This is a genomic window from Desulfomicrobium norvegicum (assembly GCF_900114595.1).
GTDB lineage: Bacteria > Desulfobacterota > Desulfovibrionia > Desulfovibrionales > Desulfomicrobiaceae > Desulfomicrobium > Desulfomicrobium macestii.
This window is the reverse complement of the sequence record NZ_FOTO01000001.1, coordinates 694,241-712,279: the sequence shown is the minus strand read 5'-3', so window position 1 is coordinate 712,279 and position 18,039 is coordinate 694,241. Positions and strand designations below refer to the sequence as shown.

General features: G+C 61.1%; 18 protein-coding genes. 11 read left to right on the top strand and 7 right to left on the bottom strand.

The genetic code is table 11. The features are described 5' to 3' along the window. Positions 1-4 precede the first annotated feature (4 nt). The 4 genes from trkA to BMZ24_RS03210 are packed head-to-tail and all read left to right on the top strand — an operon-like array spanning position 5 to position 3,786. Positions 5-1,363 (top strand): Trk system potassium transporter TrkA, encoded by a 1,359-nt coding sequence (gene trkA / locus BMZ24_RS03225; RefSeq protein WP_092189192.1) that lies wholly within the window; start codon positions 5-7, stop codon positions 1,361-1,363. After that, positions 1,363-2,808 (top strand): TrkH family potassium uptake protein, encoded by a 1,446-nt coding sequence (locus BMZ24_RS03220; protein ID WP_092189190.1) that lies wholly within the window; start codon positions 1,363-1,365, stop codon positions 2,806-2,808. Before trkA ends, BMZ24_RS03220 begins: the two co-directional genes overlap by 1 nt. Before the next feature lie 19 nt (positions 2,809-2,827). Beyond that, on the top strand, positions 2,828-3,019 hold the full coding sequence (locus tag BMZ24_RS03215; RefSeq protein WP_092189188.1) for a hypothetical protein: 192 nt from the start codon (positions 2,828-2,830) through the stop codon (positions 3,017-3,019). Then, the gene (locus BMZ24_RS03210; RefSeq protein WP_092189186.1) at positions 3,019-3,786 is read left to right on the top strand and encodes an HD domain-containing protein; all 768 of its coding nucleotides are present in this window, start codon (positions 3,019-3,021) and stop codon (positions 3,784-3,786) included. The genes BMZ24_RS03215 and BMZ24_RS03210 overlap by 1 nt, the downstream gene beginning before the upstream one ends. Here the strand turns inward: BMZ24_RS03210 and BMZ24_RS03205 are convergent. Further along, positions 3,752-4,996, bottom strand: coding sequence for a BPL-N domain-containing protein (locus BMZ24_RS03205; RefSeq protein ID WP_143077823.1), 1,245 nt, complete (start codon positions 4,994-4,996; stop codon positions 3,752-3,754). The genes BMZ24_RS03210 and BMZ24_RS03205 overlap by 35 nt on opposite strands. A 144-nt stretch (positions 4,997-5,140) precedes the next feature. Here BMZ24_RS03205 and BMZ24_RS03200 point away from each other — a divergent pair, with 144 nt between their 5' ends. The 5 genes from BMZ24_RS03200 to BMZ24_RS03180 all read left to right on the top strand — a co-directional run bounded on the left by BMZ24_RS03200 (position 5,141) and on the right by BMZ24_RS03180 (position 11,380). Next, positions 5,141-7,804 (top strand): valine--tRNA ligase, encoded by a 2,664-nt coding sequence (locus BMZ24_RS03200; protein ID WP_092189184.1) that lies wholly within the window; start codon positions 5,141-5,143, stop codon positions 7,802-7,804. 263 nt (positions 7,805-8,067) lie between these two features. Beyond that, positions 8,068-9,576, top strand: a complete 1,509-nt coding sequence (cobA, locus tag BMZ24_RS03195) for a uroporphyrinogen-III C-methyltransferase (protein WP_092189182.1) — start codon at positions 8,068-8,070, stop codon at positions 9,574-9,576. Between the two features lie 4 nt (positions 9,577-9,580). Next, entirely contained in the window at positions 9,581-10,249 is a 669-nt protein-coding gene (gene purN / locus BMZ24_RS03190; protein WP_092189180.1) for a phosphoribosylglycinamide formyltransferase, read from the top strand. Between the two features lie 11 nt (positions 10,250-10,260). Further along, positions 10,261-10,812, top strand: coding sequence for an AmmeMemoRadiSam system protein A (gene amrA / locus BMZ24_RS03185; protein WP_092189178.1), 552 nt, complete (start codon positions 10,261-10,263; stop codon positions 10,810-10,812). A 13-nt stretch (positions 10,813-10,825) separates the two neighbouring features. Then, positions 10,826-11,380: a peptidylprolyl isomerase gene (locus tag BMZ24_RS03180; RefSeq protein WP_092189176.1), complete on the top strand. Its 555-nt coding sequence runs from the start codon at positions 10,826-10,828 to the stop codon at positions 11,378-11,380. 77 nt (positions 11,381-11,457) lie between these two features. Here BMZ24_RS03180 and BMZ24_RS03175 read toward each other — a convergent pair whose 3' ends face one another. From BMZ24_RS03175 to BMZ24_RS03155, 5 genes are all read right to left on the bottom strand, one after another. Further along, positions 11,458-12,732: a TRAP transporter large permease gene (locus tag BMZ24_RS03175; protein WP_092189174.1), complete on the bottom strand. Its 1,275-nt coding sequence runs from the start codon at positions 12,730-12,732 to the stop codon at positions 11,458-11,460. A 2-nt stretch (positions 12,733-12,734) separates the two neighbouring features. Further along, the gene (locus BMZ24_RS03170) at positions 12,735-13,229 is read right to left on the bottom strand and encodes a TRAP transporter small permease (protein ID WP_092189172.1); all 495 of its coding nucleotides are present in this window, start codon (positions 13,227-13,229) and stop codon (positions 12,735-12,737) included. A 68-nt stretch (positions 13,230-13,297) separates the two neighbouring features. After that, positions 13,298-14,269, bottom strand: coding sequence for a TRAP transporter substrate-binding protein (locus BMZ24_RS03165; protein WP_092189170.1), 972 nt, complete (start codon positions 14,267-14,269; stop codon positions 13,298-13,300). 201 nt (positions 14,270-14,470) lie between these two features. After that, a complete protein-coding gene (locus BMZ24_RS03160; RefSeq protein WP_092189168.1) occupies positions 14,471-15,154 on the bottom strand; it encodes a response regulator in 684 nt (227 codons plus the stop codon). Continuing rightward, the gene (locus BMZ24_RS03155; protein WP_092189548.1) at positions 15,151-16,773 is read right to left on the bottom strand and encodes an ATP-binding protein; all 1,623 of its coding nucleotides are present in this window, start codon (positions 16,771-16,773) and stop codon (positions 15,151-15,153) included. Before BMZ24_RS03155 ends, BMZ24_RS03160 begins: the two co-directional genes overlap by 4 nt. Before the next feature lie 261 nt (positions 16,774-17,034). On the opposite strand from BMZ24_RS03155, the gene BMZ24_RS03150 reads away from it, so the two are divergent. Beyond that, positions 17,035-17,415 carry a hypothetical protein gene (locus BMZ24_RS03150; RefSeq protein ID WP_092189166.1) on the top strand — a complete coding sequence of 127 codons (381 nt, stop codon included), beginning with the start codon at positions 17,035-17,037 and terminating at the stop codon, positions 17,413-17,415. On the opposite strand, the gene BMZ24_RS03145 is transcribed toward BMZ24_RS03150, so the two are convergent. Continuing rightward, positions 17,401-17,607 carry a hypothetical protein gene (locus tag BMZ24_RS03145; RefSeq protein ID WP_092189164.1) on the bottom strand — a complete coding sequence of 69 codons (207 nt, stop codon included), beginning with the start codon at positions 17,605-17,607 and terminating at the stop codon, positions 17,401-17,403. The two genes, BMZ24_RS03150 and BMZ24_RS03145, sit on opposite strands and share 15 nt — an antisense overlap. A 15-nt stretch (positions 17,608-17,622) precedes the next feature. Between BMZ24_RS03145 and BMZ24_RS03140 the strand changes: the two genes are divergently transcribed. Further along, on the top strand, positions 17,623-18,030 hold the full coding sequence (locus tag BMZ24_RS03140) for a DUF2177 family protein (RefSeq protein ID WP_092189162.1): 408 nt from the start codon (positions 17,623-17,625) through the stop codon (positions 18,028-18,030). Positions 18,031-18,039: the final 9 nt, after the last annotated feature.

Sequence of the window (18,039 nt, the reverse complement as noted above, 5' to 3'; positions counted from 1 at the left end):
TTGCTTGAAAGCCATTATTGTCGGAGCGGGAGAAGTCGGATTTCACATTGCCAAACGACTGGCCGCCGAAAACAAGGATGTGGTGGTCATCGACCGCAACCCTGCCGTGCTGCAGCGCATTCTCGAACACATGGACGTGCAGGTGCTTGAAGGCTCCGGCTGCAGCCCGCTTGTGCTGGGCGAGGCCGGCATCACCAAGGCCGACATGCTGCTGGCCGTGACCGACAGCGACGAGATCAATCTCATGGCCTGCACCTTCGCCAACATGCTGGCCCCGGGGCTGACCAAGCTGGCCCGCATCCGCAACGACGAGTACACGGCGTATGGACAGCAGCTGGCCAAGGGCATCGGCATCGGGATCATCATCAATCCGGAGGTCGAAGTGGTGCGCACCATCGAGCACATGCTGCGCGCCCCCGGAGCCGTCGACATCTGCGACCTTGCGGACGGGCGGATCAAGATCGTCGGAACCTGGATCACCTCGGGCAACCCGATGGTCGGGACCAGCCTCATGGACTTGCGCCGCAAGGCCGGAGACATGCAGCTCATCGTCGCGGCCATCGTGCGTGACGACAAGGTCATCGTGCCCACGGGCTCCGACGAGATCCTCGACGGGGATCTGGTCTATTTTGTCTGCGAGGACAGTCAGTTGCAGTCGGTGTTTTCCTTTCTGGGCAACCGCTCCGGCAAGAAGAGCAGCGTGCTGATCATCGGCGGCGGGAACATCGGCCTGCGTCTGGCCCGCGCCCTGGAAAAAAAGCCTGTCCACGTTAAGCTCATGGACAAGAGCCCCGAGCGCTGTTCCGTGCTGGCCGAGGAACTCGACCGGACCGTGGTTCTGGTCGGAGACGGCACGGACCAGGAAGCGCTTCTTGAAGAGAATATCGGCGCCATGGATGTGGTGGTGACCATGACCGGCAACGAGGAGAGCAACATTCTGGCCTCGCTTTTGGCCAAGAAGCTGGGCACTCCCATGGCCATCACCCGCCTGAACAAGATCGAATACATGCCGCTGGTGCGGGCCATCGGTCTTGAGCATATCGTAAGTCCCCGGCTTTCGGCGGTGAACAGCATATTCAAGCATGTGCGAAAAGGCGGGGTTCTCTCGGCCGTGGCCATCAAGGACGGAGCGGAAGCACTTGAAGCGCTGGTCGGTCCCGAGTCCGATCTGGTGGGCAGGGCGCTCAAGGACCTTACTTTCCCCAAGGGCGTGCTTGTCCTTTGCATCATGCGCGCCGACGCCGTGCTCATCCCGTCCGGGCTTGACGTTATCCAGCGCGGCGACCGACTCTTCATCCTGAGCCTGACCGAGTCCATTCCCGGAGTCGAGCGGATGTTGTCCCGGGGACAGGAGAAGGGCTGATGCGCTGGACCATCGCCCTGCACGTCACCGGTCTCATCCTGCTTTGCGTGGGCCTGTGCATGTTCCTGCCCCTGGCCTGCGGCTGGTATTATGACGATACCTCCGTGGCACCGCTTTTTCTGTCCCTGTGCGTGACGGTGCTGGCCGGGGCCTTTCTGATGTTCGCCTTCAAGCGCCCCAAACCGCTGGTCATCAACCATCGCGAGGGCATGGTCATCGTCTCCCTGGGCTGGGCCGCGTGCGCCTTTTTCGGAGCCCTGCCCTTTGCCCTGGGCGGATTTCCCTCCTTCACGGACGCCTTTTTCGAATCCGTCTCAGGCTTCACCACCACGGGTGCGTCCATACTGACCAACATCGAAGCCCTGCCCAAGGGGCTTCTTTTCTGGCGCAGCCTGACTCACTGGCTGGGCGGCATGGGCATCATCGTCCTGACCATCGCCATTTTGCCCTTTCTGGGCGTGGGCGGCATGCAGCTGTACAAGGCCGAGGTGCCGGGCCCCGTGGCCGACAAGCTCCAGCCCCGGATCAAGGATACGGCCATGAGCCTGTGGAAGGTTTATGTGCTCTTCACCGTGATCCAGGTTGTGCTCTTGATGTTTGGCGGCATGGATCTCTTCGAGAGTATCTGTCATTCCTTCGGGACCATGGCCACAGGCGGATTCTCGACGCGCAATACCTCCATCGCGGCCTACGATTCCGCCTACATCGATGGCGTGATCACGTTTTTCATGCTTGTGGCCGGAGTCAATTTCGCCCTTCATTTTCAGCTCTTTCGCGGAAGGTCGTTGGCCGTCTGGCGTGATCCGGAATTTCGCTTTTTCGTGATCCTGGTTCTTGTTCTGACCGTCGTCGTAACCGTTTCCATCCAGGGTTCAAGCTACCCCTCTTGGTTCGATGCCCTGCGCTTCGGATCGTTTCAGGTAGCCTCAATCCTCACCACCACCGGCTACGCCACTGCGGACTACGAGCTTTGGCTGCCCCTGTCGCAAGGGGTGCTGCTCCTGTGCATGTTCATCGGCGGTTGCGCCGGATCCACGGCGGGCGGGATCAAGTGCATGCGGGTCATGTTGCTCTTCAAGCATGCCTACCGCGAGCTGTTTCGGCTTGTGCATCCCCGGGCCGTGCTCCCGCTCAAATTCGGCCCCAAGCTGGTCAAGGAAGAGGTGCTGACGAGCATCTGGGGATTTTTCGTTCTCTTCATCGTCCTTTTCGTACTCTCGGCGCTGGCCCTGGCCGCCATGGGAGTGGACGTGCTGACCTCTTTCGCGGCGGTTGTGGCGTGCATCGGCAATATTGGTCCGGGCCTCGGCGAAGTCGGTCCGGTTGATAACTACGCGGCGATCCCGACCCTGGGCAAATGGGTGCTGAGTTTTTGCATGCTGCTTGGGCGCCTTGAAATTTATACGGTTTTGGTGTTGTTTGTGCCTGAATTCTGGCGAAAATAGACAGTCCTGGGAGAAAATCATGACCGAATGGATAGAGATGGGAAAATTTGCCGAGCTTGATGAAGTTGCGCAGAAAGAAGCGAACCGTCTGGCGGAATACGCTCTGGATGTGGCCCTGGACCCGGCCGCAGTGATTCGTTTCGAGGAGACCGACAAGGGTTTCAGACTGCTTATCGACGAAGATCTGTACAAGTTTTATCAGGGACTTTGATGGATCCGGTCGTGTTGCGGGAGATGCGCGCCCGTTTTGTCGGGATGGCCGGCGAGTACGCCGAGCGTCTGGGTGATCGGCGTGAGCACATCATCCTGAAACGCGACCACTCCCTGCGTGTGCATGCCCTGGCCGCGAAGATCGTGGCCAGGGAGAGCATCGCCCCGCCCGCGCCGTACCTGGCCGCGGCGCTTGTGCATGATATCGGCAGGTTTTCGCAGTTCGAGAGGTTTGGCACCTATCGCGATGACCAGTCCGTGGACCACGGCGAGGAGGGGGCTGATTTTCTGCGCGAGGGGGATTTTCTGTCGGCTTTCGAACCGCAGGTCCGGGACTGCATCATCCTGGCGGTGCGGCTGCACAACAAGCGCGAAGTCCCCCGGGACATGGACCCGCTGAGCAGGGCGCTGTGCAACGTCGTCCGGGATGCGGACAAGCTCGATATCGTGCCGGTGGTTTTGGCCAAGCTCGGTGCCTCCGGCCCGCAGGACCCCGTGGTCACCCTTGGGCTCATGGACGAACCGGAGGCCTGGACCGAGCTTGTCGCCGAAGCCGTGGCCGACGGCGAGAGCCCTGCGTACGGGGAGCTTCGCTACATCAACGATTTCAAGCTGCTGCTTGCCTCATGGGGACCGAAACTGGTCCATGGCGCAAGCCGGCGCATTTTCTCCGGGCGCGGCTACCTGGACAGCCTCTTCGACCTGCTCCCGAAAACCGAGCGCTTCTCGGGGCTCAAGAGCTGCCTTGCCGGTCATCTTGAGCGCTGAACTGCAACCATAGCAGCTCGTCAAGGGTGCGCAGGATATCTCCGTACAGCCCCCCGTATCCGGGGAACTTTCCGAAAAGCTCCTGTTTGCGGCGTTGCAGGCCAGGCGAGGCGCTGGCTTCCGGCGAGGATGGAGACGTGGCCAGGATGCGGCGCTCCTGCAACAGGTAGTCGCGGGTCTGCGCGCAAAAATCCCGGCAGAGGTGGCTGCATTTGGTTCCGTGTTCGGCCCAATATTCCTTGGCCGGCGCGGTCGCCTCATTGTGTCTGGCCTGCCAGGCCATGGCCAGCAGAAAGTTGATGGGCGAGCCGGGCACCCCGCGCCGCCAGCCCAGAAGCCAGGGGGTGCGCCAGAAGAGCAGGAAATGACTCTGGCCGAATGATACAAGATCGGCCAGTTCGGCATGCACGCTTCGCAGCGCTTTGTCGTTCCACAGCGCCTCTTCCCGGCTCAGGTCCCAGGCCGGTACGCCGGGGGCCGGGTCGAGGCCGAGCAGGCGGCAGAGCAGGGCGTTGGCCTGGGGCGAGGTCGGCGTCTCAAGATGCGCGTAGCTGAGCACGAAGGAACCCTGACCGTAAGCGCCCCGGACGATGCACGGTTCCCGGCGCAGCCGCTCCGGACTCAGGTTTATGCCGTACAGCTCTTCCCACTGTCCCACCTCCGAAGCCGCGATGCCGGACCAATCCAGATCGGCGGACCAGAAGTCAGGGCCGGGCCCTTCGTAGCGCGCCAGCACTTCCAGTTCCGTGTCCTTGGCCTGAAATTGCGAGGGCCACCAGACCGGCAGGGCGGCCTCGTACTCTTCGCCGTTCTCGGTGACGATGCAGTTCAGGTGTCCGCTGAAATTGGGCAGCCGCTGACTGGCCGCCTTGCGCGACCAGGGGCACAGATCCAGAAAGGGCGCGCCGCGCTCCGAACCGAGCGCCAGGCCCGCACCTCCGCAGAAACCCAGGTACTTGCCGCCGCCGCGTATGTGCTCGCGGATTTCCCTGCGGCCGTCTTCGCCCAGGGCCAGGGATTTGAGCCGGGCCCAGCCCCCCGGGACGAGCAGCGTGGCACCCTCGTGACTGCGCAATGCCCCGGCGCGGACCTGCTCGGCCTTGAGCAGGGTCACGGGGGCGTGCAGGGCTTTCAGGGCGCGGTGGAGAAGCAGGACCCACAGGTGCGATTCGTCCCACAGCAGGACCAGGGGCGGGAGGTGTCTGTGCATGTCCGACGGACTAGCAGGAAGCACGATGGCGGGCAAGTCGGGCTTGATTTTTGGGGTTCGCCCCAGTACTCATTTTTGTTTCCGTGGCGCCGGGCATTCCGGCGCTTTTTTGCCGCAAACAGCTCATTATCCGGAGTTCATCATATGGCCAACGAGACGCTTTCCAAGGGATACGAACCAGCCGACGTGGAAGAGCGGTGGCTTGAGTACTGGAAGACGCACCAGAGTTTCACCCCCGACGCGGCCAAGGCCGCGACCCACGTCAAGGACAACTACTCCATCGTCATCCCGCCGCCCAACGTCACGGGGGCCCTGCACATGGGACACGCTCTCAACCTCACCCTGCAGGACATCATGTGCCGCTACATGCGCCAGCGCGGCAAGACCGTGCTCTGGGTGCCGGGCACGGACCACGCGGGCATCGCCACCCAGAACGTGGTCGAACGCAAGCTCCTGGCCGAGGGCAAGAAGCGCGAAGACCTTGGCCGCGAGGAATTCATAAACCGCGTCTGGGAATGGAAGGAAGACTACGGCGGACGCATTCTGAACCAGATCCGGCGCATGGGCGCCAGCGTGGACTGGAGCCGGGAACGCTTCACCATGGACGAGGGACTGACCAAGGCCGTGCGCGAGGTTTTCGTCTCTCTCTACGAACAGGGACTTGTCTATCGCGGCAAGTACATCATCAACTGGTGCACCCGCTGTCACACGGCCCTGGCCGATGACGAGGTCGAGTACGCACCGGCCAAGTCGACCCTCTATCATCTGCGCTATCCCCTGGAGGACGGTTCGGGTTCCGTGACCGTGGCCACGGTGCGCCCCGAAACCATGCTCGGCGACACGGCCGTGGCCGTGCACCCCGAGGACGAACGCTATCAGTCCATGATCGGCAAGTACGTCATTCTGCCGCTGGTGGGGCGGCGCATTCCGATCATCGCCGACGCCTACGTGGATCGCGAATTTGGAACCGGCTGCCTCAAGATCACTCCGGCCCATGACATGAACGACTGGGAACTGGGCCGCAAATACGGTCTGGAGGCGATTGGCGTCATCGACGACAAGGGGTGCATGAACGACAACGCGCCCGAGGCGTATCGGGGCATGAGCGCCGTCGACTGCCGTACGCTCATCGCCCAGGATCTGCGCGCCTGCGGGGCGCTCACCGCCGAGGAGCCCTACGAGAACAAGGTCAACCAGTGCTATCGCTGCAAGACCACCATCGAGCCGTTCGTGTCCGAGCAGTGGTTCGTTTCCGTCAAGCCCCTGGCCGAAAAGGCCCGCCTTGCCGTGGAGGACGGACGTACGACCATCTGGCCCGCGCAGTGGAACAAGACCTATTTCAACTGGCTCGACAACATCCGCGACTGGTGCATCTCCCGTCAGCTGTGGTGGGGACATCGCATCCCGGTCTGGACCTGCCGGGACTGCGGCGAGATCATTGTCGCCCGCGAGGACCCGACCTCCTGCAAATGCGGAAGCACAGCCCTTTCTCAGGACGAGGACGTGCTAGACACGTGGTTTTCCTCCGCCCTGTGGCCGTTCTCGACCATGGGCTGGCCGGAGCAAACCAACGAGCTCAAAGCCTTCTACCCGACCTCGCTCCTGGTCACGGGTTTTGACATCCTCTTCTTCTGGGTGGCCCGCATGATGATGATGGGCCTGCAGTTCATGGATGAAGTGCCCTTCAAGGACGTCTACATCCACGCCCTGGTCCGCGACGAGCACGGCAAGAAGATGTCCAAATCCACGGGCAACGTCATCGATCCCTTGGAAATGATCGACAAGTACGGCTGTGACTCCCTGCGCTTCACCCTGACCTCGTTCGCGGCCATGGGCCGTGACATCAAGCTCTCCGAGGCGCGCATCGAGGGGTATCGTCACTTCATCAACAAGATCTGGAACGCGGCCCGGTTCGCCCTCATGCATGTCGATGGAAACGAGCCCGAGTTTGATCCCAAAGTCATGACGGCCCTGCATCACAAGTGGATTCTGCATCGTCTGGAGATGCTCAAGAACGAACACGCCGCCCAGATCGAAGGCTATCGTTTCAACGAGGCGGCCCAGGGTCTGTACGGATTCGTCTGGCGCGAGTTCTGCGACTGGTACCTGGAGCTGATCAAGCCCGAGCTCTACGGCGATGATCCGGCAGCCAAGGCCGCGGCGCGGTCGTGCCTCAAGCACGTGCTCTCGGAGATCATGGTCATCGCCCACCCGGTCATTCCCTTCGTGACCCAGGAGATCTGGTCCTCCATCCCATCTCTCGATGCCGAGAGCCTGGCCGTGCGCCCCTATCCCAAGGCCCGCCCCGAGTGCGAGGACGAGGCGTCCGTGCGCGACATGGAGTTTCTGCAGGGAGTCATCGTGGCCGTGCGCAACATCCGCTCCGAGCTGGGCGTTGCGCCGGGCGTGGCCCTGACGGTCATGGTTCGTGCGGGCGGGGAAGATCAGCGCTTCCTCAAGGCGCATGAAACGGAGATCGCGGCCCTGGCCCGGGTCGGGACCCTGATCGTGGGCGCGGACATCGCGCCGCCCCGGGGCTGCGCCTCGGCTGTGGTGCGCGGCTGCGAACTCTTCGTGCCCCTTGAGGGCGTGGTCGATTTTGTGGCCGAACTGGCCCGTCTGGACAAGGAACTGGGCAAGATCAGCAAAGAGCTTGATTTTGTGACAAAGAAGCTTGGCAACGAGAGTTTTGTCAGCAAGGCTCCCGAGGAAGTTGTGGCCAAGGAAAAAGCCAAGGCGGAGGGATTCGCCGAGAAGAAGGCCACCCTGGAGCAGCTGCGGGCCAGGATGCAGGAGTTTGTGGGGTGAGGCGCTAACATTTCCGGGCCCGACGTCACCCCGTTTTTCATGGGAAGGCGTGGCGCGTTGTTGCCGGATCATTACCGCGAAGGCGGGAATCCATGCCTTTTCCTGTACAAGGGGATGGACCCCGTTTTCACGGGGATGACGTCATGGTGACGCGTCTGCCCGGAGAAGCCCCCGCAACTTCGGGGTTCCCACCTTCGACAGCTTGGGCGGGAAGTTCACGGATCGAAAAAATAACAGCGGAAACGCTCAGGAAAGGAACAATCATGGCCAAAGCATATCTCATCGGCGCGGGTCCCGGCGACCCGGGTCTCATCACGGTCAAGGGGCAGCGTCTCATGCAGGAATGCGAGGTCGTCATTTACGATTACCTTGCCAGCAAGACCTTTCTGGCCCTGTGCCGTCCCGACGCCGAGATCATCTATGTCGGCAAGAAGGGCGGCGACCATACCCTGCCCCAGGACCAGATCAACGACCTGATCGTGGCCAAAGTTAGGGAAGGCAAGAACGTGGCCCGCCTCAAGGGCGGCGATCCCTACATTTTCGGGCGCGGAGCCGAAGAGGCCGAGGAACTGCTCGAAGCCGGGCTTGACTTCGAGGTCGTTCCCGGCGTGACCTCGGCCGTGGCTGGCGCGGCCTATGCGGGCATTCCGCTCACGCATCGCAAATACGCTTCCTCCGTGTCGCTCATTACCGGCCACGAGGACCCGACCAAGCCTGATTCCGCCCATAACTGGCCGGCTCTGGCCACGGCGGCCAGTACGCTGTGCTTCTACATGGGCGTGAAGAATCTGCCGTACATCTCGGCCAAGCTGATCGAGAACGGGATGCGCGCGGACATGCCCGCCGCCCTGGTGCGCTGGGGCACGACAAGCGAGCATCAGTCCTGGGTCTCGACCATCGGCGAGATCCCGGCCATGGCCGAGCGTGAAGGGGTGAAGGCTCCGTCCATGCTGGTCGTGGGCGAGGTGGTGCAGCTGCACGACACCCTGAACTGGTTTGAGAAGCTGCCCCTGCATGGCAAGGGCGTGGTCGTGACCCGGGCCCGGGAGCAGGCCAGCGGTCTGAAGGACACGCTGGAAGGCCTGGGCGCGGCCTGCTACGAGTTTCCGACCATCACCATCGTGCCCCTGGAGGATTACGCTCCGGTCCGCGCGGCCATAGACAGCCTGCAGGATTACGACTGGGCCATTTTCACCTCCGTCAACGGCGTGCGTCATTTCTGGAACCAGCTCGAACTCGTGGGCAAGGACGCCCGGGCTTTCGGCGCCATGCAGATCGCGGCCATCGGACCTGCCACGGCCGAGGCGCTCCTGGAGCACGGCATCCGTCCCGACTTCATTCCGCCCAAGTACGTGGCCGAATCCGTGGTCGAGGGGCTGCTTGAGCGAGGCATCGCAGGCAAGCGCGTCCTCATCCCCCGCGCCAGGGTCGCCCGTGAAGTGCTGCCCGAGGAGTTGGCCAAGGTCGCGGCCCAGGTGGACGTGCTTCCGGTCTACGAGACGCAGTTGACCCAGGAGGACGGCGCCGAGATCATCGATCTTCTCGAAAAGGGCAGGCTCCATTACCTGACCTTCTCCAGCTCATCCACGGTGGAGAACTTCTTCGCCCTGGTCCCGGCAGACACCCTGCGCCCCTATGTCGGCCAGGGGCTGAAGATCTGCTGCATCGGCCCCGTGACGGCAGGCACCCTGAAGGATTACGGGTTCACTCCCGACATCATGCCCGAGGACTACACCATTCCGGCCCTGGTCGAAGCACTGGTGAAGGGCTGATTCAATGACCATCGCGCTGGGCGTCCTCGTTTCCGGGTCCGGGTCCAACCTGCAGGCCATACTCGACAGGGTGGCCGACGGCGGCCTCGACGCCGACATCCGCATCGTCATCGCCAACAAGCCTGACGCGCAGGGGCTTGAGCGCGCCCGGAAGGCGGGTATCGCAACCGCCTGCGTGCGCCACGACGAGTTTCCCGAGCGTGCGACCTTTGACGGCGAGCTGGTCCGGCTGCTGCGGGAGGCCGGTGTCGAGCTCGTGGCGCTGGCCGGGTTCATGCGCATCCTGACCCCGGTGTTTTTGACGCCCTTTGCTGGTCGCGTGGTCAACATCCATCCCGCCCTGCTTCCGGCCTGTCCCGGGCTGCGCGCCCAGGGGCAACAGGCAGACCACGGTGTGCGGCTGGCCGGATGCACCGTGCATTTCGTGGACGAGCAGATGGATCACGGCCCGGTCATCATCCAGGCCGCCGTGCCCGCCTATCCGGACGACGACGAAGCCTCCCTTGGGGCGCGCATATTGGAGATGGAACATCGCATCTATCCCCAGGCCCTGCACTGGATCGCCCAGGGCCGGGTGCGTGTCGAGGGACGGCAGGTCGTGGTCCGGGACGCATCCAGAACCATGGGCGCGCTGTGGGCCAATCCGCCTTTGGAACCGCCTTTTGATTCTTGAGGGAGGAAAGCATGAACACATTCGAACTGGTTTTGACCGATGAGGAGAAGCGCTTCTGCAAGGACCTCGTGGTCTGGGTCATCCGGGATCATCTCGGTCTGGCTTCCGGGCCGAAGCCCGCTCTTGAGTCCAGGACCCTGAGCGAGGAGCTGGGCGCTTTTGTGACCTTGAAGCGCGAGGGCCGCCTGCGCGGCTGCATCGGCAACATCGTGGGCAAGGGTCCGCTGGCCGCCACCATCGAGCGCATGGCGGGCGCGGCGGCCTTCGAGGATCCGCGCTTTTCTCCGCTGACGGCCGGGGAGCTCGATGACCTGGATATCGAGGTCTCGGTCATGGGGCCGCTCTCGCCGTGTCCCGACCCGGAACTGATCGAAGTCGGACGGCACGGGCTCTATATCCGCAAATCCGTGCATTCCGGCCTGCTGTTGCCTCAGGTGGCCACGGAGTGGGGCTGGGACCGCGAAACATTTCTGGATCAGACCTGCGTCAAGGCCGGCCTGCCCAAGGGAACCTGGCGCAAACCCAAGACGGAGATCTGGTGGTTTGAAGCCGTCATTTTTTAAAGGAAGGTGCTCAATGCGTACTTTTGTTTTTGCCTTGATTCTGCTTTGCCTGTCTTCGTCTACCGTTCTCGCGGAAGGCCCCAGGGTTTCCCTGACCACGAACAAAGGCATCATCGTCATCGAACTCGACGAGGCCAAGGCCCCTGTCTCGGCCCGGAATTTTCTGACCTACGTGAGCGAGGGCTTTTACGACGGTACGGTATTTCACCGCGTCATCAAGGGTTTCATGATCCAGGGCGGCGGCATGGATACGGCCATGCACCAGAAGCGCGGCCATGATCCCATCAAAAACGAGGCCGACAACGGTCTTAAAAATGACAAGTACACGGTCGCCATGGCCCGTACGGGCGAGGTCGATTCCGCCACGTCCCAGTTTTTCATCAACACGGCCGACAACGCTTTTTTGAATCACGGCGCTCGTGATTTCGGATACGCCGTCTTCGGCCGGGTCGTCGCGGGCAAGCGCGTGGTGGACCTTATTGAAGCCGTGAACACGGGCTCCAAGGGCATGCACGGGGATGTCCCGGTCGAGCCTGTCATCATCGAAAAGGCTGAAGTGATGCAGTGATCCTGCGCCAAGCACCACAAAAAAAGGGGCGGTCCGTTAAGGATCGCCCCTTTTTTTTGTGGTGCTTCGTATCTTTTCTAGCGCAGCAGGCTGGGCAGGATGGTGGTGATGATCGGAAAGAGGGTCAGGATCAGCAGGGTGACCAGCAGTGCGAGCAGGTAGGGCACGGCTGCCTTCATGACCTTTTCAAGCGGTACCTTGGTGATGGCGCTGGCCACGAAGAGGTCGAGGCCCACCGGCGGGGTGATGCAGCCGATGGCCAGGTTGCAGACCATGAGCACGCCAAAGAAGAGCGGGTCGATGCCAAGGCTCTTGGCCACCGGGAGGAAGATGGGGGTCAGGATGACCACGGCGGCCGAGGCGTTGACCATGGTCCCGATGAACAGCAGCAGCACGTTCATGGCCAGCAGGAAAAGAACCGGGGATGAGGTCAGGCTGGCCACGAAGGCGCCCACATGATGGGGAATCTGCAGGTTGGTCAGGAGCCACCCGAAGACGTTGGCCGCGCCGACCAGAAACATGATGATGGTCGTGCCGATGACGGCCTGGAAGATAATCTTGGGGAAATCCTTGAATTTGAGTTCCTTGTAGATGAACAGCCCGACCAGAATGCCGTACACGGCGGCCACGGCCGCGGCTTCGGTCGGGGTGAAGATGCCGCCGTAGATGCCGCCGATGATGATGACCGGGGTCATGAGGGCGAAAAAGGAGTCCTTGAAGGAAGTCCACAGCGCCGAGGTGGAGAACGTGCCCTCGGGTTTGAGCCCGCGTTTTTTGGCCAGATACCAACTGACCAGCATCATGGACAGACCCATGAGCAGGCCGGGCAGAAAACCGCCCACGAACAGATCGCCGATGGAGGTGTCGGCGATGACGCCATACACGACCAGGGTGATGGACGGCGGAATGACGATGCCCACGGTGCCGCCGGCGGCGACGATGCCGGTGGCCCACTCGCGCGTGTAGCCTTTCTTTTCCATCTCATTGACCATGGTCGAACCCAGTGCGGCGGTGGTGGCGGCGGACGACCCGGAGATGGCGGCGAAGAACATGCCCGAAACGGCCACGGCCTGGGCCAGTCCTCCGGTGAAGGAGCCGACCAGGGCCTGGGAGAAGTTGACCAGCCTGCCGGTCACGCCGCCCGCGGACATGAACGATCCGGCGAGCATGAAGAAGGGCACGGCCATGAAGGAAAACGAGTCGATGCCCGAGTACATCATCTGGGAAACCATGACGAGGGGCATGTTCATGAAAAAGTGCAGGACGGTGGCCGCGGCCAGACACAGGGCAAAGGCCACGGGCACGCCAAGGGCGGTCAGGCCCAGAAAGACGAAGAGCAGTACGTATTCCATGGCTATCCCTCCTGCCTGGCGCGAGATTTGGAAATGTCCCTGATGATGCGCAGGGTCTCCCTGAAGAGGTACAGGAGCATGAGCACGCAGCTGACAGGGATGATGACATAGACCCAGCTCATGGGAATATCGAGGCCCGGGGCGCGCTGGAAGGTCATGATGGAGGTCATTTTCCAGCCCTGGGTCAGGAGCAGGATGATGAATACATATCCGCAGGCGTTGATGATGACGTCCAGAATGGTGCCGAAGCGGGTGCCCTTGAACTTGTCCGGCAGAAACTGCACGGCCAGGTGTCCGGTTTCTCCCATGATCAGCGCCGAGCCCAGGAAAACGACCCAGACAAAGAGGAAACGTGCCAGCTCCTCGGACCATTCAGGGGTGTATCCGAACATGTAGCGGGTCACGACCTGGGCAAAGATGATCAGGAGCATGATCGACATGGCGACGACGGAAAATCCGTACAGTACCGAGCGCACGCCCTTGAGGAGCTTGTCCATGGAATCCTCCTAGAAATGTGATGATAAAAAAACCCGCCCGGCTAAGCGGGCGGGTTCATGAGAATGAGTTATTTGCCGAGAGCCAGCACCTTGTCGATGTTGTCCTGCCCGACAGTGGGGGCGAATTCCTTCCACACGGGCTGGGTGGCTTCCATGAACGGGGCGCGGTCGACTTCGATGACCTCGATCTTGCCGGTGGCCTTGATCTTGTCCCAGTACTCGTTGTCCTGCTGGGTGGAGAGTTCGCGCTGCCAGGCGACGGCCTCGGTGGCGGCTTCCTGGATGATGGCCTTTTGGGCGTCGCTGAGCTTGCTCCAGGTAATCATGGAGATGAGCACCGGTTCCGGGGCATAGGCGTGGGCGGTCATGGATGCGTACTTCTGCACTTCGAAGAAACGCTTGGTGTAGATATGTGCGCTGGGGTTTTCCTGTCCGTCGACAGTGCCCTGCTGCATGGCGGAGTAGAGTTCGCCAAAGGCCATGGGCGTGGGAGAGCCGCCGAGGGACTTGATGGTCTCGATGTAGATCTTGTTGGACATGACGCGGATCTTGAGGCCATCCATGTCGGCCGGGGCTTTGACCGGACGGACGTTGTTGGTCAGGTGGCGGATGCCGTTCTCCATGTAGCCCAGCAGCTTCAGGCCGCGGGGCTCAAGCTCCTTGCCCAGTTCCATGCCCACGGTGTCCAGAGCCTTGTAGGCGTGGGCGCGGTCCTTGAACAGGAAGGGCAGGTCGAAAAGGGACATCTTGGGCTGGAACTGCCCGAGGTCCGCAGTGCCGGTCAGGACCATGTCGATGGTGCCGTAGATGAGGCCTTCGGTCATGTCCTTCTGGCTGCCCAGCTGGGAGGACGGGAAGACCTGGACTTCCATGTCTCCGCCGGATTTTTCCGCGACCAGCTTGGCGAACTGGTCGGCGCCCTTGGCATAGGGATGGCTGACTTCGGCGATATGGCCGAGCTTGAGCACTGTTTTGGCAAAGGCGGGAATGGTCAGGGCTACTGCGATCACAAGGACTGCACACATGAAGAAACGTTTCATGACTCCTCCGTCAACAAAAAACGTTATGGGCGCGGACGCGCGGGGAAGGGACCTCAAGTTTTGATGAGGAGAGGATATGACGGGAAGAGGGGAAAATACGGTTTGGAACGTAAAAAGAAAAAGCGCCATTTAGTGGATTAAGCGCATTTTGTTCACGGCGGCATCAGGGTCCCCCTTTCAGGAGTGGCCAAGGCAGGTCTCTCAGCGGCTGAAATAGCGGCGTTCGGGTCGGCCCACGCTGCCGTAGACCACGTCGGCGTAGAGCGTGCCTTCGGAGATGAGGTATTCAAGATACCGGCGCGCGGTGGAACGGCTGATGCCGATCAGTTCGGCCACATCCTCCGCGCTGCGACCCGCGGGCTCGGTTTGTTCAAACGCGCCGCGCACCTTGGTCAGGGTCAGACCGTCGATACCCTTGGGGAGGCAGCTGCTGCCGAGGGGCGGGCAGGGACTTGCGGGATGCAGCAGCGTGTCCACGTCGTGCTGCTCGATGGCGTTTCCAAGTCCAAGGCGCTCCCGGTAGGCGCAGAATTTGGTCAGGCATTCATGGAAGCGTTCGGCGGTGACGGGTTTGATCAGATAGTCGAATACCCCGCCGCGCAGGGCCTCTTTCAAGGTCCCGACTTCGCGCGCTGCGGTGATCAGGATGACGTCGATTTCCAGGTTCTGGGCCCGGATTTCCCGTAGAAGATCCGTGCCGGGGCCTTCCGGGAAATAGAGGTCAAGCAGGATGAGGTGCGGCTCCAGGGCTTGGGCCATGTCCCGCGCGTCATCAAGTCGGTGGGCGATGCCGACGACTTCGCAGCCCTCGACCCGTTCGGTGAAGCGGCGATGCAGATCCGCGATGCGTACATCGTCTTCGACAACAAGTACCCTGGTAATCATGTCTGCTCCTTGGGAATGACCACGGTGAAAAGAGCGCCGCCCAGGCTGCCGCGGCTGACCATGATCTGTCCGTTCAGCTCATCCAGACGCTGGCGGACCAGATACAGCCCGACTCCGCGCCGCCCACGGCCCTTGGATGAAACCCCTTTCTCGAAAATCCGCTCAAGCTGGTCCACGGCCACTCCCGGCCCGGCATCCTCGACCTCGAAGACGATGTCGTTGCCAAGGTCCGTGAAGGACATCTCGACCATGCGCAGTTGCTGCGGCTGCGTCAGGACCGCATCAAAGGCGTTGTCCAGGAGGTTGCCGACAATGGTCACGATCTTTTCCTGGCGAATCCATTTTGGCACATCGGCCATGCTGCTGTCCCGGTCGATGGCGAAATTGATCCTGAGCTCCTTGGCCCTGTTGTACTTGCCGAGGATGATGGCTGCAATGACCGGATGGGGCACGGATTCGCCAAGGAATCGGATGAATTCCTCATAGCCCGAGGATTCGGTGACCACCAGTTCCAGGGCTTCGCGGTAGGCTTCGATCTGAATGAGTCCTGCGATGGTGTGCAGCTTGTTCGAGTATTCATGGGTCTGTACGCGCAGCAGTTCGGAGTATTCCTGCACTCGCGAAAGCTCCGCAGCCAGGAGGTCAAGCTCGTCCTTGCGCCTGAAACTGGCCACGACGCCCTGAATTTTCTGGTCCTGGAAAACGGGCACGATGTTGAAGATGAGCTCCTGACCGTTGACGGTTCGTTCCTGGTCAAACTCGGATTGGCCCGTGCGCAGAGCCTGCTCAAGACCCGCCTCCGGGATGATGCCGGAGGCGGGTCTGCCCGCAAAACGTTCATCGAGGCTCAGCCCCGCATAGCGCCGCGCAGCCTGGTTTGCGACGCGGATGTTGCCATGGTGGTCGATGGCCAGAACTCCCTCGCGGATTGTCTGCAGGACGGCGACACGTTCCAGATACAGGCTGGTTATTTCAGATGGTTCAAGGCCCAGGGTCAGCTTCTTGAGGCGCCCGGCGATGACCACGGCGCTCAGGATGCCGACCACGCTCATGCCGATGATGTACATGAGCGGCTTGTCCAAGTGGGCAGAGATTGATTGATGAATGCTTTCGGATAGATAGCCAACAGATACGAAGCCGATGATGGAGTTGTCCTCGTCCAGGATCGGAGTCATCCCGCGTAGGGACCTGCCAAGGGTTCCGACCGCTTCGGAAACATAGGATTTACCTTCCTGCAAGGCAGGCCCGGTGTCTCCGCCGACAAAGGTCTGGCCTATGCGTGCGGGCACCGGGTGTGAATAGCGCTTCTGCGCGCTGTCGCCGATGACCACGAACGATGCGCCGGTCTGAGTGCGGATGTTTTCGGCCAGGGTTTGAATTTCCCCTTGCGGGTCGCCTTCGAGCAGCGCCTGCCGGATGCGCGGGATCTGGGCGATGGTCCTGGCTGTTTGCAGGGCCGTCTGGCCGATCTGTTCATGCAGCATCTCTTCGGTCAGCCCGGAGATGACGTGCCAGCTGACGGCGATCTGAATGACGACCAGGGCCAGCACCATGTGGATCAGATGTGCCTGGATGGTGGCGGGCCGCAGTCGGCTGATTATGTGGAGCCAGGATCGCATTTTTTGTACCTCCGCGCTTGCGTCATGGTCATCGCGGATTGCGGGTGTCATGGCAAGGCGCTTCCTGTGCGTGGTGCATGCGCGGCGGCTGCGACAAGTCGTTCAAGGGCGTCATGCTTTGATAATCAGAGGGCAAAAAGTGGGCCGTGCCTCTTGTCAGAAGTGCGCGTGACATTAAGAATTCAATAACAGTTTTCATTGACGATTGATGGTTTTAGAGTATCATGTATCTCAAACATCAAACTCTTTTTGGAGGCACCTATGGTAAACATGGATTATCCAGGCCCCTGCTTTGCTTGTTCCGCAATTGATGGATGTGCGACTGAAGAAGCGAAAAAATTGGCTGTAAAAGGCTATTGCAAAGGCGTCGAACGAGAACTCAATGCATGGAAGGCGACTCTTTATGATGTGATGGTCGGCTTTCTGGACCTCGGTGACAAGGATCGAGGAGCACTGGTTGACGCTGTCGCCGAGATAAAGGCTCTGGTGCGCGAGATCGAGACGAAAACCGCCCAACTTGAAGCTGAATGTCCGCTGGAGATGGGACCCGTGGAAAAGGATCTGGGTGACAAGATGGGCAAGCTGCGCGTGCATTACACCAAGGCTATGGAAGTGATCGGAGCCGGCTCATTCGGAGGTTGAAGAAAAACCCTGCTTTTTGAAAACCAAATAATCGCGCCCGGTGACAGTCACCGGGCGTTTTTGTTCCTGCTCCCGGCAGCGGGCGGATTTTTCAGCAAAGCCGCGCCTTATGAGGGAGGCCGAGATGCCAGTGCTTGCCGCCTCGGCGCTGGAAGGGGCGGATAGTTGCCGGAGGGCAAGATTTGCAACCATGAGGGAGGCGCGGTCATGAATCCGATTTTTTGGCTCAAGCTCTATTTGTTCACCATCCCTGTCTTCTTCGCCATCGACATGATCTGGCTGGGCTTCGTGGCCAGAAATTTCTACAAGACCAACCTGCATCATCTCTTGAGCCCGGATGTCAATTGGCCTGCGGCGTTCGCGTTCTATTTCATATATATAGCGGGGATTCTTCTCTTTGCCGTCCGTCCTGGCCTGGAAGCCCAGTCTTTGGTCCGGGCCTGCATGTTTGGCGCGCTCTTCGGCTTTTTCACCTACGCCACGTACGATCTGACCAACCTCGCGACCTTGCGGGACTGGCCGGTGCTGGTCGCTGTGGTCGATATCGCCTGGGGCATGGTCCTGTGCACCCTCGTCGCCGGAGGCAGCTACCTCATCGGAGTGCGGCTGAACTGAAACTTCAGG

What these genes read in the sequence shown, in the direction of transcription:
- amrA (WP_092189178.1), top strand. Translation starts at nt 10,261, where the DNA reads ATGAACACATTCGAACTGGTTTTGACCGATGAGGAGAAGCGCTTCTGC.
- cobA (WP_092189182.1), top strand. Translation starts at nt 8,068, where the DNA reads ATGGCCAAAGCATATCTCATCGGCGCGGGTCCCGGCGACCCGGGTCTC.
- BMZ24_RS03215 (WP_092189188.1), top strand. Translation starts at nt 2,828, where the DNA reads ATGACCGAATGGATAGAGATGGGAAAATTTGCCGAGCTTGATGAAGTT.
- BMZ24_RS03165 (WP_092189170.1), bottom strand. Translation starts at nt 14,269, where the DNA reads ATGAAACGTTTCTTCATGTGTGCAGTCCTTGTGATCGCAGTAGCCCTG.
- purN (WP_092189180.1), top strand. Translation starts at nt 9,581, where the DNA reads ATGACCATCGCGCTGGGCGTCCTCGTTTCCGGGTCCGGGTCCAACCTG.
- BMZ24_RS03160 (WP_092189168.1), bottom strand. Translation starts at nt 15,154, where the DNA reads ATGATTACCAGGGTACTTGTTGTCGAAGACGATGTACGCATCGCGGAT.
- BMZ24_RS03180 (WP_092189176.1), top strand. Translation starts at nt 10,826, where the DNA reads ATGCGTACTTTTGTTTTTGCCTTGATTCTGCTTTGCCTGTCTTCGTCT.
- BMZ24_RS03155 (WP_092189548.1), bottom strand. Translation starts at nt 16,773, where the DNA reads ATGCGATCCTGGCTCCACATAATCAGCCGACTGCGGCCCGCCACCATC.
- BMZ24_RS03170 (WP_092189172.1), bottom strand. Translation starts at nt 13,229, where the DNA reads ATGGACAAGCTCCTCAAGGGCGTGCGCTCGGTACTGTACGGATTTTCC.
- BMZ24_RS03145 (WP_092189164.1), bottom strand. Translation starts at nt 17,607, where the DNA reads ATGGTTGCAAATCTTGCCCTCCGGCAACTATCCGCCCCTTCCAGCGCC.
- BMZ24_RS03150 (WP_092189166.1), top strand. Translation starts at nt 17,035, where the DNA reads ATGGTAAACATGGATTATCCAGGCCCCTGCTTTGCTTGTTCCGCAATT.
- BMZ24_RS03220 (WP_092189190.1), top strand. Translation starts at nt 1,363, where the DNA reads ATGCGCTGGACCATCGCCCTGCACGTCACCGGTCTCATCCTGCTTTGC.
- BMZ24_RS03205 (WP_143077823.1), bottom strand. Translation starts at nt 4,996, where the DNA reads ATGCACAGACACCTCCCGCCCCTGGTCCTGCTGTGGGACGAATCGCAC.
- BMZ24_RS03210 (WP_092189186.1), top strand. Translation starts at nt 3,019, where the DNA reads ATGGATCCGGTCGTGTTGCGGGAGATGCGCGCCCGTTTTGTCGGGATG.
- BMZ24_RS03140 (WP_092189162.1), top strand. Translation starts at nt 17,623, where the DNA reads ATGAATCCGATTTTTTGGCTCAAGCTCTATTTGTTCACCATCCCTGTC.
- BMZ24_RS03175 (WP_092189174.1), bottom strand. Translation starts at nt 12,732, where the DNA reads ATGGAATACGTACTGCTCTTCGTCTTTCTGGGCCTGACCGCCCTTGGC.
- BMZ24_RS03200 (WP_092189184.1), top strand. Translation starts at nt 5,141, where the DNA reads ATGGCCAACGAGACGCTTTCCAAGGGATACGAACCAGCCGACGTGGAA.